This window comes from Sinomicrobium oceani, from assembly GCF_900119185.1.
GTDB lineage: Bacteria > Bacteroidota > Bacteroidia > Flavobacteriales > Flavobacteriaceae > Sinomicrobium > Sinomicrobium oceani.
In genome coordinates, this window is record NZ_FPJE01000007.1 from 123,104 (window position 1) to 138,393 (window position 15,290).

Below are 15,290 nucleotides of genomic sequence, written 5' to 3' on the forward strand. Positions count from 1 at the left end.
GAGTGTAATTGGAAAATTCTTAAAATATTGATGCAAATATACGATATGCTTAAAATTCAGGTTTTATTTTTTTAAATTATTAACGATGCTTTAACCGAGAGCCTGTTTTAGATCATCGATAAGATCGTCAGCATCTTCTATGCCTACGCTCAACCGGATCAATGCATCGGTAATTCCGAGCTCCTTTCTTTTTTCCACAGGAACACTGGCATGGGTCATGCTTGCCGGGTGTCCTGCGAGCGACTCTACACCTCCCAGGGATTCCGCAAGTGTAAACAGTTTTAGCCGTTCTACCACCCGAACGGCGTCTTGCCCGTCCCTGCCTTTTACCGTAAAAGAAACCATTCCTCCGAAATCCCGCATCTGCTTTCTGGCCACATCATGATTCGGATGATCGGAAAAACCGGGCCAGTACACTTCCCCGACCCCGGAATGATCTCTTAGAAAAAAGGCCACGTCCTTTCCGTTCTCGCAATGTCGCTGCATCCTTACATGCAGTGTTTTTATTCCGCGAAGTACCAGAAAACTGTCCATAGGCCCACAGATGGCACCGCTGGCATTCTGTATAAAATACAGGCGATCTGCAATCGCTTTATCATTCACCACCAGAGCCCCCATAACCACATCGCTGTGTCCTCCGAGATATTTGGTCGCGGAATGCATCACAATATCTGCACCGAGGTCGAGTGGCTGTTGCAGGTACGGTGTCGCAAAAGTATTGTCTACGGCCAGTAACACTCCGTATTTACGGGTTATGCCCGCTACTTTCTCAATATCTATAATATTCATCATCGGATTGGTCGGGGTTTCCAGCCATACAAGTTTCGTTGCAGGAGTTATCATACCGTCCAGTTTCTCTGCATCGGACAGCTCCGCAAAGTGAAACCTAATCCCGATATTCTCATAGATCTTCGTAAAAAGCCGGTATGTACCTCCGTAGAGATCGCCTGTCGCGATCACTTCGTCACCGGGCTTCAGCAGCTTAAGAACAGCATCTATGGCAGCGAGTCCGCTGCCGAAAGCCATTCCGTACATACCGTTCTCCAGACTGGCAAACGCGTTTTCGAGCGCCGATCGCGTCGGGTTGTGCGTCCTGGAATATTCGAACCCCTTGTGCCCCCCGGGAGTAGTCTGGGCATAGGTTGTGGTCTGGTATATAGGAGGCATTACAGCACCGAAAGCCCTGTCGTGTTCCTGCCCCCCGTGAATTGTCTTGGTATTGAACTTCATTTCACCGTATTTGTTCCGAAAAAATGGTATTGCACTATAAACCTTTGTCATACTGTGTACAACATCCGCCGACTACCTCATATACTATACAAAAGTAGCATTTACTTTTTCGTATTCATAATAAAGAAGTATCTTTAGCTTATCATTCTCTGCCTTTGCAACACGGAAAACACGGCGCAGAACTTTTATCGCAAACGGGGGATACGGGCACATCACATCAATGTAAACATCTTAATAATTTTAAGCGGACACCATGAAAATGACAGTGAAAAACATATGGTTCAGAATCGGATTATTATCGGCTTTATTGCTATGGACAGTTACGGGCTGTACCGATAAGGAAGAGCTCTCCTATACTTCCCATAAAATTGCCACAGATTCCGGAGATTGTGGACAAAACCCCTGTGCCAAGGTAAAAATAAGCTTTCCGATAGCCGAGGCCTCCACAGCCATTGCCAACCAGATCAACAAAATTATCAACAATAAAATCATAGGATATTTTATCATAGACCCGGATGCCAAAAAAGAAGAGTCCATAGAAAAAGCTGTCGAGAATTTTAAAAGCGAATATCTCAAAGACAAGAAAATGCAGCCCGATTTTGCTTTTGGCTATGAAGCAGACATCCAGGGGGAAGTACTTTTCAAAGGAGAAAAACTGCACAGCCTGGCATTTTCCGCATTCATGTATACCGGGGGAGCACACGGATACTCCAGCCTCACCTACCTGAACCTCGATCCTAAAACGGGAAAACGCTATGAGAATTCCGAATTGTTCTCGGATACCGACGGTTTTAAGAAAATCGCCGAAAAGAAGTTCAGGGAACAAGAAAAAATCCCGGAAGACTCCAATATCAACAGCACCGGGTTCTGGTTTGAAAACGACACCTACCAGCTTCCGGAAAACATAGGCATCACCAAAGACAATGTCATCCTCCATTACAATGCTTACGATATCAGTTCGTATGCCGAAGGAGGAAAGACCGTGAAAATCCCGCTGGAAGAAGTGAGGCCGTATCTCGCTATCCTATAGCCCTTTTCAGTGCCAGGATATAACCGAGATGCAACCCCTCGTGCATCGTATTATAGGCAATAGCCATATCTATATCTGCCAGGGTAACGCCCGTACTGGTCGTGATGCCCTTGTATTGTTTAAAGGCGCCCTTACGATAATCCGCTCTTAGTTTTCCTGGGTTTTCCAGAAAAATGGCCCGGAGCTTACGAAAGGTTGTTTCGGTCATCGGGTGCTGCGGATCCGGAGCGGTACCTCTGATATAGCGGGCAATAATAGCTTCCTCTACATTACATTCCAGTCCCGATAGGCGGTAACAAAGTATTTGCTGCGACACTACGAGATGTGCAAAGTTCCACGCTATATTATTATTAAATCCCACGGGGATCGTGTTGAGCTGCTCCAGGGACAACTCCCCGATAACATTTACGAGGATACGCCGGGTCTGTTCCAGAATATCGATCTGCTTTTCCTGCATGTTTGAATTTTCGGGCAAAGCTACACCATGATCAGGAATTTTGTATAGGATACATTTAAGAAAAGTATGTTATTTTTGTCATAAACCATATATAACGATGAACAAGATCTATCATCTCAGTACATGCGACACCTGCAAGCGCATTATAAAACAGCTTGGGCTTCCCGATAATTTCACTTTTCAGGACATCAAATCGGAACCTATTACCGTAAAACAGCTCGAAGAAATGAAAAAACTTTCCGGTTCCTATGAAAGTCTTTTCAGCAGAAGGGCTAAACTGTACAAAGAGCGAAACCTGGCCGAAGAGGACCTGGCCGAAGAAGATTATAAGGGGTTTATACTCGAGCACTACACCTTCCTGAAGCGTCCTGTGATTATTACCGGAGGAAAGATATTTATCGGGAACAGTAAAAAAACCGTAGAGGCTGCCGCAGCGGCCATAGCCGGATCGTAACAGGAACCATAGCTAAAAAAACAAATCGGGATTCCCGGTAGTCTGACGACCAAAGGGAATCCCGATCTTAAAAAAAGTCTTCGCCTAAAATATTTCTATAATTCCAATGCCTTTTTAGCATTGCCGTCCATCAACAGTTCTTCCGGGCTTTCCAACGCTTCTTTGATGGCTACCAGGAAACCTACGGACTCCCGTCCGTCGATGATCCTGTGATCATAGGACAGTGCCAGGTACATCATGGGATGTATTTCTACTTTCCCGTCTACCGCTATAGGACGCTCTATAATGTTGTGCATGCCGAGAATTCCGGATTGCGGAGGATTGATGATCGGTGTAGACAACATACTTCCGAAGACTCCTCCGTTGGATATCGTAAAGGTTCCTCCGGTCATTTCATCTACGGTGATCTGTCCGTCACGAGCCCTTATGGCCAAGCGTTTGATCTCTGCTTCCACGCCCCTGAAACTCAGGTTTTCTGCATTTCGAACCACGGGAACCATAAGTCCCTTAGGACCGGATACCGCCACGGATATATCACAGAAATCGTATGATATTTTATAATCTCCGTCAATCATGGAGTTCACGTCAGGATACTGCTGTAATGCACGCACCACGGCCTTGGTAAAGAAACTCATGAAACCGAGTCCTACACCATGTCTGGACTTGAACTCTTCTTTATACTGGTTTCTGAGCTTAAAGATCGGCGTCATATTCACTTCGTTAAACGTCGTGAGCATTGCCGTTTCGTTCTTCGCGGAGACCAGTCGTTCAGCTACTTTTCTGCGGAGCATGGACAGTTTTTTACGTTCCTGCCCCCTGCTTCCCGGACCGGGAGTACCCATAGACGGTGTTGCTTTTACCGCATCGTCTTTGGTTATACGTCCGTCTTTTCCGGTGCCTTTGACCTCGTTTGCGGAAACACCTTTTTCCTCGAGTATTTTCTTCGCTGCCGGAGAAGCTGTTCCGGAAGCATACGTTTCCTTTTTCTGAGGCTGTTCTTGTTTAGCCTCTTCTTTAGGAGCTTCTTTCTTTTCTTCTTCTGGCGCTTCTTTTTTCTTTTCCTCTTTTTTAGCCGAAGCATCCCCGTCGGGCTTGGCTGCACCTGTGTCTATAAGACACACGACTTCACCTACGGCAACCGCATCACCTTCTTCCGCTTTCAGCGTAATGATACCGCTTGCTTCCGCAGGTAGTTCCAGGGTGGCTTTATCCGAATCCACTTCTGCAATAGCCTGGTCTTTCTCTACATAATCTCCGTCAGAAACCAACCATTCGGCTATTTCTACTTCTGTTATAGATTCCCCCGGCGAAGGAACTTTCATTTCTAAAATCATTGTTCTATAATTTTATTTGCGTATTCTTGGTTTATCTGCATTGCCCGGCAGGATACGATATCGGCCTTCCCGAACAGCACTTTTTTAATGTCCGTAACTATTTTTCGCCCGGAAATCCCGGATGTTGTTATCCTTACTCTCATCGAAAACATAGGTTATTACTTCCTGATGTCTTTTCCTGGACCTTACGGCACTTCCTGCCGCCGGTGAAGAGTAAAATCTTCTGGAACAAACCCGGAAACTCCTCGCTTCTTCCAGGTGCATCAACAAGTGACTCCAGGCTCCCATATTGCGGGGTTCTTCCTGTGCCCAGACAATATCTTCGGCATTTTTATATGTACTGATAACTTTTTTGATCTCATCGGAAGGTACAGGGAATAACTGCTCCAGTCGCACCAGGGCCACATCTTTTTCCCTTCCTTTTTCTTCGCGGGCCTCCAGCAGGTCGTAATAGAATTTGCCGGTACAGAAAACCAGTGTTTTTACCTCATCCGCTTTCACTCCCGTATCATCTATCACAGGCCTGAACGATCCGCTGACCAGTTCTTCCACACTGGAAACCGCCTTCGGATGACGCAACAGGCTTTTTGGTGTAAATACAATCAAGGGCTTCCTGAAGTCTACCTTCATCTGTCTTCGCAACAGGTGATAAAAGTTGGCCGGGGTCGTACAGTCCGCCACATACATATTATCCTTGGCACAAAGTTGCAGGTACCGCTCCATACGGGCGGAGGAGTGCTCTGCTCCCTGACCTTCATAACCGTGAGGCAATAACATCACCAGGCCGTTCTGTATCTTCCACTTATCTTCGGCTGCCGATACATACTGATCGATCATGATCTGGGCTCCGTTACTGAAGTCTCCGAACTGTGCCTCCCAGATGGTCAGTGTTTTCGGGCTTGCCATGGCGTATCCGTAGTCAAAGCCTACAACTCCGTATTCCGAGAGCAGGGAGTTGAAAGCATAGAAATTACCCTGTTTTTCATTGAGCTGGTTCAGCAATACCACCTCTTCCTCGCTGTCTTCTACTTTCAGGACCGCATGACGGTGCGAGAACGTTCCGCGTTCTACATCCTGTCCGCTCAACCGCACATTATAACCTTCATCGAGGAGTGTTCCGTAGGCGAGCAATTCGCCCATAGCCCAGTCGAGGGTGTCGGTCTCAAAGAACATTTTGTGGCGGTCACCTATCAGTCTTTCGATCTTACGAAGGAATTTTTTGTCTTCCGGAAGCCTGGTAATAACTTCTGCAATTCTGGTAAGTTTGTCTTTGGGATACCCGGTTTCTACCGGTTTCAGCATTACATCTTCCCTGACCAGTTCATACCCTTTCCATTCATCCTGCATAAAAGGAGTGATACGGGTCGTGCTTTCTTTTCGGGAATCTTCCAGTTCCTCTTCCAACAGTGTTTTATACCTGCTTTCCAGCTCACTGACATAATCCTCATTGATAACCCCTTCTTTGATAAGCTTCTCCGCATAGATATCGCGTGCATTGTTATGCTTGGCAATAGCTTTATACAGTTTGGGCTGTGTAAATCTGGGCTCATCTCCTTCGTTATGGCCGTATTTACGGTATCCCAGCAAATCTATAAACACGTCTCTTTCGAATGTCATACGGAAGTCGAGCGCAAACAAAGCCGCATGCACCACCGCTTCCACATCATCCGCATTGACATGAAGCACCGGCGACAGGGTTACTTTCCCCACATCGGTACAATAGATAGACGACCGGGCATCGAGATAGTTTGTCGTAAATCCGATCTGGTTGTTCACCACCATATGTATGGTGCCCCCTGTCTTATAACCGTCCAGTTTGGCCATCTGTACTACTTCATAAACTATGCCCTGTCCGGCAATAGCCGCATCTCCGTGTACTACGATAGGAAGTACTTTAGAGAAGTCGTCTTCGTAATGGTTGTCCTGTTTGGCACGGGTTATACCTTCTACTACGGCCCCGACAGTCTCCAGGTGAGACGGATTGGGAGCAATGTTCATTCTTATCTCCTTGCCCGTTTTGGTCTCCCGTTCGGAAGTCCAGCCCAGGTGATATTTCACATCCCCGTCAAACGCCGGGATCTCATAGTCTTTTCCGTCAAATTCACTGAATATATCCTTGGCTGATTTCCCGAAGATATTGGTCAGCACATTGAGGCGTCCGCGGTGAGCCATTCCCATGACAAACTGCTTAACACCGAGCTCCGCCGCTTTGTCGACTATAGCATCGAGAGCAGGGATAAGAGATTCTCCTCCTTCGAGGGAAAACCGTTTCTGTCCTACGTATTTGGTATGAAGAAAACTCTCAAATGATATGGCATCATTCAACCTGCTCAGGATATGTTTCTTTTCCTCGGCAGAATACGAAGGATGATTGTCGTTGATATTGAGTTTATTCTGAATCCATTGTACTTCTTCGGGCTGTCGGATATACATATATTCCACACCGATAGAATCGCAATAGATCGCTCTGAGGTGATCGATGATCTCCCGTAATGTCTTGGTTCCTATACCGAGGATCTCCCCGGCCTTGAACGCTACATCCATGTCTGCATCCGTAAGACCGAAATTCTCCTTTTCGAGGGTAGGAGCATATTGCCTCCTTTCCCGGACAGGGTTGGTCCTGGTAAACAAATGACCCCGTGTACGGTAAGCATCGATAAGCTCAACCACACGGAATTCCTTCACCACAATTTCCGGCACTTCTGCTTTACCGGAAGTTCCGGTAGAAGAAGTGATGTCCGAAACGGTTACATCACTACCATTGGAAGTAACAAAGTCGTCCGGTGCAACGCTTTCTACTCCAAAATCGAATCCCTGAAAAAAAGCCCTCCAGCTCGGTTCTATGCTGTCGGGATTTTGTAAATACTGATCGTACAGGTCTGCAAAAAATGCTGTATGCGCCGCATTCAAAAAAGAATACTTATCCATATTATCTTTTTCAACTGTCTCGTTATGACAAATTTTTTTCAAAAGTACAATATTTCAAATACATGGTGTTAAAGTTTTGATACATTTATAGATGCTATTAGCAAGATTTTAACAAGTCATAACGAAAACACAAGCGGCCTAACTATATCCCCTTGTTTTGTGGCATTCCTGCATTGCCGGATTGTCTGTAATCCTGATCGTAAAGACAGAAAAACAAACACCTTATCTCCTGTTTTTGAACCAGACTTTCTGCCACTCCCGCTTCAGGATAAGAAACGACACTTCCGCCGATATTTCCACCGTGTCCGCCACCTGTATCGCTCTGACCTCTGTCTCGGGAACATCAATGATATAAAGCAGGTTCAGGTAATCGTTAAAACGATCTCTCATGAGCAGAAATATCGCTTCGTGCAGTATTCCTACAAGTTTTTCGGGCATCATCTCCAGCTCCAGTTCTATATGGATATTCGCGGACGAAAAATCCTTCTGCAACTGCATCACCAGCTTCGCCCATAATTTTTCCCTGACCGCAATATCCATCAGGGACTCCGTATCCTTTACCTGTGGTACCAAAACATTCTATTTACCTGTTCATCACTTAGCAAAACAGCAAATACTGTTATGCATCCTCTAATTCATCCGGTATCTTCATACCTGTAAAACAGTCTTTCCTATATCGCGAAAATCAAGTTTTGCAACATCCCTGCTGCAAAGCCATCTTTTCATTGTAGTTCCTATCAGGCCTGTTCATTACAAAAACGCAAAACAGCCCCTTTCAGGAAAATCCCGCACAGGACTGTTTTTAATGATGATCTGTTTACACCCATGTATCCAAACTACGGCAACATATACAATGGTCTGTATTTTTCGATCCGGATTTTAGCTTCTGATCTTCTTTTCCCAGGCCCAGGCAGAGCGCATCGCTTCATCGAGCGTAGATTTAGCCTCCCATCCCAACTCCCTGTTGGCCTTGGTCGTATCGGCATAAGCTGCCGTAATATCGCCAGGTCTGCGATCTACTATTTTGTAATGGAGTTTTTCCCCCGAAACACTTTCAAAACTCTTAATAACTTCCAGTACGGAGCTTCCCGTTCCGGTACCTACGTTAAACACTTCGTAGTTTTCCTTATTATCGCCATGCAAAAGCCGTTGTAAGGCCACAACATGTGCCTTGGCCAGGTCTACAACGTGGATATAATCGCGTATCCCGGTACCATCCGGGGTCGGGTAATCTCCTCCGAAAACGGAGAGTTCCTTCCGGACTCCGGCGCCGGTCTGTGTTATAAAAGGGACCAGGTTTTGCGGCACCCCCAGAGGCAGTTCCCCGATTTCTACGGTAGGGTGCGCTCCGATAGGATTAAAATAACGCAGCGAAATCGCTTTAAGTCCGTGATGCACATTACAGGTATCCGCAATGATCTCTTCTCCTATCTGTTTGGTATTGCCGTAAGGCGATTCAGCTTTTTTCACCGGGGCACTCTCCGTAATCGGCAACTCATCGGCCTGCCCGTACACCGTACAGGAAGAACTGAAAATAAAACAGGACTCTCCTTTATCGCGGAGTTCCTGAAGTATATAAATAAGCGTATTGATATTGTTCTCGTAATACAACAAAGGCTGTTCCACACTTTCCCCCACAGCTTTCGATGCTGCAAAATGAATAACCCCCGAAACATCCGGATGATTGGCAAAAAAAGCACTCACCGCTGCTTTGTCCCGCAGATCCATCTTTTCAAAAGCGGGTGTTTTGCCGGTTATACGTGTTATACCTTCCAGAACTTCCAGGGAGGAGTTGGAAAGGTTGTCTATAATAACAACTTCAAATCCTTCGTGCTGTAATTCCACTACGGTATGGGAACCTATAAATCCCAGCCCCCCGGTAACCAGTATTTTTTTCTTTTCTGCCATTTTTCAAGTAGCCCCTACGGGTATTTATTTGTTTATAAACGCTTTTATTGTGGATGTGATATACGCTATCTGTTCGTCATCAAGTTCCGTATGCATCGGAAGGGAGATCACTTCCTCCACCAGTTTGTTGGTCACGGGAAAATCTTTTTCGTCATACCTTTTATCGAGATATGCCTTTTGCCGGTGCAGCGGTATGGGATAGTAAACACCACACGGAATGTCGTGTGCTCCGAGAAATGCTACCAAAGCATCCCTGTCTGCACCCTTTACCTTTAAGGTATACTGATGATAGACATGCGAGTCGGGCTCTCCTACCAAAACAGGGGTCACGATCTTGTCTTCGCCCTCAAAAGCAGCGGTGTATTTTGTCGCAGCTTCCTTTCTCCTTTCGTTGTAGGCATCCAGAAGAGGAAGTTTTGCACGGAGTACCGCAGCTTGGATGGAGTCCAGACGCGAATTCACCCCTACCACATCGTGATGGTAACGTTCGTACATTCCGTGGTTTACGATACCTCTTATCACGTGGGCAAGATCATCATCGTTGGTAAAAATAGCCCCCCCGTCACCATAACATCCGAGATTTTTTGAAGGGAAAAAAGAGGTAGCCGCTACATCACCTATGGCTCCTGTTTTTACTTTTTTACCATGTTCAAAGGTATAGGTAGCTCCGATACCCTGGGCGTTGTCTTCTATGACGTACAGGTTGTGTTCCCTGGCGATATCCATGATCGCATCCATATTGGCACACTGTCCGAACAGGTGTACGGGAACAATGGCTTTCGTTTTGGGGGTAATGGCTTTCCTGACCGCTTCGGGGTCGATATTAAAGGTATCGGGCTCCACATCGACAAGTACCGGGGTTAACTGGAGTAAAGCGATAACCTCTACGGTAGCGGCAAATGTAAAATCTGCCGTGATCACTTCATCACCGGGCTGTAAGCCGAGCCCCATCATGGCTATCTGTAATGCATCCGTACCATTGGCACAGGGAATAACGTGCCTGACCCCGAGATAAGTTTCCAGTTCCTTTTGAAAAGCTCTTACTTCCGGGCCATTGATAAATGAGGTCGTATCAATAACCTCTGCAATAGAACGATCCACAACCTCCCTGATAGCTTCGTACTGACCCTTAAGGTCAACCATTTGTATTTTTTTCACTATACTGTATTTAAAAAATTACACCGCACACAAAATTCCTCGCTACGCATTACAAGCTGTACTACAGGAAATCCGTCTTGACGCCATTCCAATGGCTGCGGCTGAAAACACGGGTAAAAAACCAAACAATATTACGAAATTAACGAACGTCCGCCAATGAAACGGGAATGAATTTATACGACCCTAAAAACAGTATATCTCCCGGAGGTTTACGGAAAGTAATGTATTTTAGCAGCGCAAACAGAATTGTTTTCCAGCTGATCAGGTTTACGTTATGGTATCTTTTATTTATAATATTCTCATTACAATTGCAGGTTTTGCACTGAGAGGCATTGCTTTATTCAACACCAAGATCCGGCTTTTTGTACAGGGCAGAAAAGATGTGTTTACCCATTTGAAACGTCAGATAGGACCGGGGGACCGGGTGATCTGGTTTCATACGGCTTCCTTGGGAGAATTTGAACAGGGCCTGCCCGTTATCGAAAAAATAAGATCCGAATATCCGGGACACAAGGTATTGGTTACTTTTTTCTCTCCGTCGGGATACGAAGTAAAAAAGCACAGCAAAGCCGCTGATATCATCACATATCTTCCGTTAGACACCCGCAGGAACGTAACGAAGTTCCTGGACATCGTCACTCCCGAGCTGGTTGTTTTTGTCAAATACGAATTCTGGCCCAATTATCTTGCCGGGTTAAAAAAACGAAAGATCAATACGGTACTTATTTCTGCCATATTCCGGAAAAACCAGGCTTTTTTCAGGCCTTACGGAGTGTTCATGCGCCGCTCACTGCAAACATTCACACATTTCTTCGTTCAGGATGAGTACTCCGGAAACCTGCTGCGCTCTATAGGTGTAGACAACGTTACCGTATCGGGCGACACCCGTCTCGACCGTGTAGCAGAGATTCTGCAGCGGGACAATACCCTGGAATTTATGGACAGGTTCAAAGACGGACAACAGTGTTTTGTAGCCGGAAGCACCTGGCCGGAAGACGAGGAATTGCTTACGGAACTGATCAATAAAGCTCCGGGGCACCTGAAGTTTGCCATTGCCCCGCACAACATAAAACCTACACATAACCAGGCACTCCGGAAGGCCATCGGCAAAAAAACAATATTGTACTCCGAGATCCGACAGCAGAACCTCAGCAACTACGACGTCCTCATCATAGATACCATAGGCTTGCTCACCAGAATTTATAATTATGCCGACATCGCGTATGTAGGAGGCGGTATGGGGAACACCGGCCTTCATAATATCCTGGAACCGGCAGTTTTCGGTATTCCGGTGATCATAGGAAAAAACTACAGCAAGTTCAGGGAAGCCAACGAACTCGTAAAACTCGGCGGCGTCATTTCTGTTTCGGACAAAAGCCAACTTTTAGAAAAAACAACTCAACTCATTAAAAAAGAAGAACTTATAAAAAAAACAGGGCAAATCAACGCCGATTATGTTAAAAAAAACACAGGTGCTGTAATCCAAATACTCCAATTTTTACGTATATTGTTATAACAGGCAAGTAAAGAAAGGCCCTGGAAATAATATTTCCCCGGTTTTTCCAATTATTAACTCGTAAAAAAACATTCAGATTATGAAAAAAGTATTTTTAAGCATGGTTGTATTAGCTTTATTTGCAATTTCCCTCACTTCTTGCAGGGACACCAAGAAAAAAGAAGACGCCGGAGATAAAATAGAAGAAACTATGGATGAAGCCGGAGACAAGGCAGAGAAAGCCTGGGACGACACTAAAGAAGCCACAGAAGAGGCCTGGGACGATACCAAGGACGCTGCTGAAGACGCCTGGGACGAAACTAAAAAAGCTGCAGATACGGTAAAGAAAAAGGTAAAGAAAGCCGGTGAAAAAGTAGAAGAAGAAGTGGATGGCAATAAATAATCCGCTTTAATATAGCTTTACAAACCCATTGTGCCTGCACAATGGGTTTTGTTTTTTTGTACCTTTCTGAGGTATTGGTAAATCCCGAACACCATATATATATTATGACGCAAAATAACCTGAACGAATCCGTAGCCTATCTGAAAGAAAGAGGGTTCCAGGACCCGGAAATCGGCATCGTCCTGGGCACCGGACTCGGCAAACTTGCCGACGATATCACCGACTCTGTAATTGCATATTACAGCCATATTCCCCATTTCCCACTGTCAACCCTCGAGTTTCATTCGGGAAAACTCATCTTCGGGATGCTCGAAGGCAGAAAAGTGGTAGTCATGCTGGGAAGGTTCCATCGCTACGAGGGCTATGATCCTACCGACATTACCTACCCTATCCGGGTGATGCATCAACTCGGTATAAAAAAATTGCTGATCTCCAATGCCGGCGGAGCTATAAATCTCAATTTCCGGAAAGGGGAAATCATGCTCATCGAGGATCATATCAATTTGCAGGGAGACTCCCCGCTCGCATTTAAGAATGTCGCCGAATTCGGAAAACGGTTTGTCGATATGAGCAATCCTTACGACAGTTCCATGCGCAGTTTACTGCAAGACATTGCGGCGGAACACCGCATTACACTGCAAAAGGGAGTATATGCATCCCTCATAGGCCCGCAACTCGAAACCCGTGCCGAATACCGGTACCTGAAAGTTATAGGCGCGGATGCCGTTGGCATGAGTACAGTGCCCGAGGTTATCGTAGCCAATCACCTGCAGCTCCCGGTCGTAGCGGTTACCGTACTCACGGACGAGTGCAACCCGGATGATCTTTCTCCGCTCGACGTCCAGGATATTATTGCCACGGCAGCCCGGACGGAACCGGATATGATTGTTCTTTTCAAGGCCCTGATCCGGCGAATATCTGTTTAAAATCGTAGCTGCAGGTAATAACCGCCTCCTATTATCGTTTAGCTTCATGTAGTAAGAAGAAATTCCATGCCAAAGGACCAGCCCAATTCCCTGATTTCAAAATAATACGGCGGCTATGCTGCGAAAAACAGCTAAAAAAAGATATTTTTCCGTCAATATCAAAAAAATGCGGATGCAAAAGATCCGGATCGGGCAATACGCTCGTATTTAATGGCAATAATCGTTCCGGCAAACGGTAGGTTTATCGAAAAAACAAAGAATCCGGAGAAATACCGGGCTTCCCGAATACACCGAAGCCGGATCAGAAAAAGACAAAGAAATTAAACCGATGTAAATCAACACTATAAACCCAAAAAGAATAGTGCCCGGAAATATTTCGGGAACCGCAAAAGATAGTATATTTGCCGCCATTAATTTTCGGGCATTCAAAATATTATAAAGTATATAAAACAATCCAAATGGTGCTAACACTTTCATACATTGCTATTGTTATTTACAGCATAGCTCTGTTACTTATTTTCTTTTACAGCCTGGCGCAGTTGAACCTGCTGGTCAACTATCTCGGGCATAAGAAAAAAAACAATGAAGCTCCCAAATTCAATTTACTGGACCCGAGAGAAATACCACATGTTACTATACAGCTCCCTATTTATAATGAGGAGTATGTGGTAGAAAGGCTCCTGGAGAACATTGCAAAAATAGAATATCCGCAAAACAAGCTGGAAATACAGGTATTGGACGATTCTACGGACGAATCGGTATCGGAAACTGCAAGGCACATTGAAAAACTCCGGGAAACCGGGCTGGATATCCGGCATATCCGCCGGGAAAACCGGCAAGGGTATAAGGCCGGGGCACTGAAAGAAGGGCTCCGCATAGCCAAAGGAGAATTTATCGCCATTTTCGACGCCGACTTTCTGCCCGACAGCGACTGGCTCAAAAAAACGGTCATCTATTTTAAAGATCCGGAAATCGGCGTGGTGCAGACCCGTTGGGGGCACCTTAACCGCGACTATTCCCTGCTTACCAAAATCCAGGCTTTTGCCCTGGACGCTCACTTTACACTGGAACAGGTGGGACGAAACAGCAAAGGCCATTTTATCAACTTCAACGGTACCGCCGGGATATGGCGCAAGGAGTGTATTATAGATGCCGGAAACTGGGAAGGAGATACCCTGACCGAAGATCTGGACCTGAGCTATAGGGCACAGCTCAAAAACTGGAAATTCAAATACCTGGAAGACGTGGAAACCCCTGCCGAACTTCCCGTAGTGATCAGTGCTGCCCGCTCACAACAGTTCCGATGGAACAAAGGTGGTGCCGAAAATTTCCGGAAGACGGTAACCCGGGTTCTCGCAGCCAAGAATATCCCGCTAAAGACCAAACTGCACGGCGTGCTTCACCTGCTCAACAGCTCCATGTTCCTGTGCGTGTTTGTCGTAGCCCTGCTAAGTATTCCGATGCTCTATATCAAAAACACTTTCGGACATCTGGACTGGATTTTTGAGGTAACCAGCTTTTTTATAGCCAGTACGATCATACTTTTCGTATGTTACTGGTTTACTTACAAGAACATTCAGGGCAGTGGTTTTGAGAACTTTATCGATTACATCAAGATGTTCTTTACCTTTTTCTCCGTCGCCATGGGATTCTCCCTGCATAATTCCGTTGCCGTACTGGAAGGGCACATGGGAAAACGAAGCGAATTTGTAAGAACTCCGAAATTCAACATAAAAAACCTGACGGACAGCTGGAAAGGCAACAAATACCTGCACCAGAAAATATCCCCGAACACCATGCTCGAGGCCATACTGGCATTTTATTTTCTGTTCGGGATGTACAGCGCCATATCGCTCAACGATTACGGGCTCTTCCCGTTCCACTTCATGCTGTTCCTCGGTTTCGGATTTGTATTTTTCAAATCCATGACCTCGAAAGCTTAAAAAAAATAAGTATAACAAATAAGG

At 45.7% G+C, this 15,290-nt stretch carries 13 protein-coding genes; 6 read left to right on the plus strand and 7 right to left on the minus strand.

All coding sequences use genetic code 11. From position 1 onward, the window contains the following. Positions 1 to 90: 90 nt before the first annotated feature. Complete coding sequence (locus BT112_RS07955) at positions 91 to 1,230, minus strand: cystathionine gamma-synthase (RefSeq protein WP_072316831.1); 1,140 nt, start codon at positions 1,228 to 1,230, stop codon at positions 91 to 93. Positions 1,231 to 1,489: 259 nt separating this feature from the next. Between BT112_RS07955 and BT112_RS07960 the strand changes: the two genes are divergently transcribed. Beyond that, positions 1,490 to 2,260: a DUF3298 and DUF4163 domain-containing protein gene (locus tag BT112_RS07960; protein ID WP_217652343.1), complete on the plus strand. Its 771-nt coding sequence runs from the start codon at positions 1,490 to 1,492 to the stop codon at positions 2,258 to 2,260. Here BT112_RS07960 and BT112_RS07965 read toward each other — a convergent pair. Further along, positions 2,250 to 2,717 carry a DinB family protein gene (locus tag BT112_RS07965; RefSeq protein ID WP_072316833.1) on the minus strand — a complete coding sequence of 156 codons (468 nt, stop codon included), beginning with the start codon at positions 2,715 to 2,717 and terminating at the stop codon, positions 2,250 to 2,252. The two genes, BT112_RS07960 and BT112_RS07965, sit on opposite strands and share 11 nt — an antisense overlap. Before the next feature lie 97 nt (positions 2,718 to 2,814). Here BT112_RS07965 and BT112_RS07970 point away from each other — a divergent pair, with 97 nt between their 5' ends. Then, positions 2,815 to 3,171, plus strand: a complete 357-nt coding sequence (locus BT112_RS07970) for an arsenate reductase family protein (RefSeq protein WP_072316834.1) — start codon at positions 2,815 to 2,817, stop codon at positions 3,169 to 3,171. 95 nt (positions 3,172 to 3,266) lie between these two features. On the opposite strand, the gene odhB is transcribed toward BT112_RS07970, so the two are convergent. The 5 genes from odhB to BT112_RS07995 all read right to left on the minus strand — a co-directional run bounded on the left by odhB (position 3,267) and on the right by BT112_RS07995 (position 10,499). Then, on the minus strand, positions 3,267 to 4,505 hold the full coding sequence (odhB, locus tag BT112_RS07975) for a 2-oxoglutarate dehydrogenase complex dihydrolipoyllysine-residue succinyltransferase (protein WP_072316835.1): 1,239 nt from the start codon (positions 4,503 to 4,505) through the stop codon (positions 3,267 to 3,269). Between the two features lie 84 nt (positions 4,506 to 4,589). Continuing rightward, positions 4,590 to 7,433 carry a 2-oxoglutarate dehydrogenase E1 component gene (locus tag BT112_RS07980; protein ID WP_072316836.1) on the minus strand — a complete coding sequence of 948 codons (2,844 nt, stop codon included), beginning with the start codon at positions 7,431 to 7,433 and terminating at the stop codon, positions 4,590 to 4,592. 222 nt (positions 7,434 to 7,655) lie between these two features. Continuing rightward, a complete protein-coding gene (locus BT112_RS07985; RefSeq protein ID WP_245776998.1) occupies positions 7,656 to 8,006 on the minus strand; it encodes a hypothetical protein in 351 nt (116 codons plus the stop codon). 306 nt (positions 8,007 to 8,312) lie between these two features. Then, positions 8,313 to 9,341, minus strand: coding sequence for a UDP-glucose 4-epimerase GalE (gene galE / locus BT112_RS07990; protein ID WP_072316837.1), 1,029 nt, complete (start codon positions 9,339 to 9,341; stop codon positions 8,313 to 8,315). Positions 9,342 to 9,365: 24 nt separating this feature from the next. After that, complete coding sequence (locus BT112_RS07995; RefSeq protein WP_072316838.1) at positions 9,366 to 10,499, minus strand: DegT/DnrJ/EryC1/StrS family aminotransferase; 1,134 nt, start codon at positions 10,497 to 10,499, stop codon at positions 9,366 to 9,368. 274 nt (positions 10,500 to 10,773) lie between these two features. Here BT112_RS07995 and BT112_RS08000 point away from each other — a divergent pair, with 274 nt between their 5' ends. From BT112_RS08000 to BT112_RS08020, 4 genes are all read left to right on the plus strand, one after another. After that, a complete protein-coding gene (locus tag BT112_RS08000) occupies positions 10,774 to 12,015 on the plus strand; it encodes a 3-deoxy-D-manno-octulosonic acid transferase (protein WP_072316839.1) in 1,242 nt (413 codons plus the stop codon). Between the two features lie 79 nt (positions 12,016 to 12,094). Further along, complete coding sequence (locus BT112_RS08005; protein WP_072316840.1) at positions 12,095 to 12,397, plus strand: hypothetical protein; 303 nt, start codon at positions 12,095 to 12,097, stop codon at positions 12,395 to 12,397. 104 nt (positions 12,398 to 12,501) lie between these two features. Further along, the gene (locus tag BT112_RS08010; protein WP_072316923.1) at positions 12,502 to 13,323 is read left to right on the plus strand and encodes a purine-nucleoside phosphorylase; all 822 of its coding nucleotides are present in this window, start codon (positions 12,502 to 12,504) and stop codon (positions 13,321 to 13,323) included. 458 nt (positions 13,324 to 13,781) lie between these two features. Beyond that, entirely contained in the window at positions 13,782 to 15,266 is a 1,485-nt protein-coding gene (locus tag BT112_RS08020; RefSeq protein WP_072316842.1) for a cellulose synthase family protein, read from the plus strand. Positions 15,267 to 15,290 lie beyond the last annotated feature (24 nt).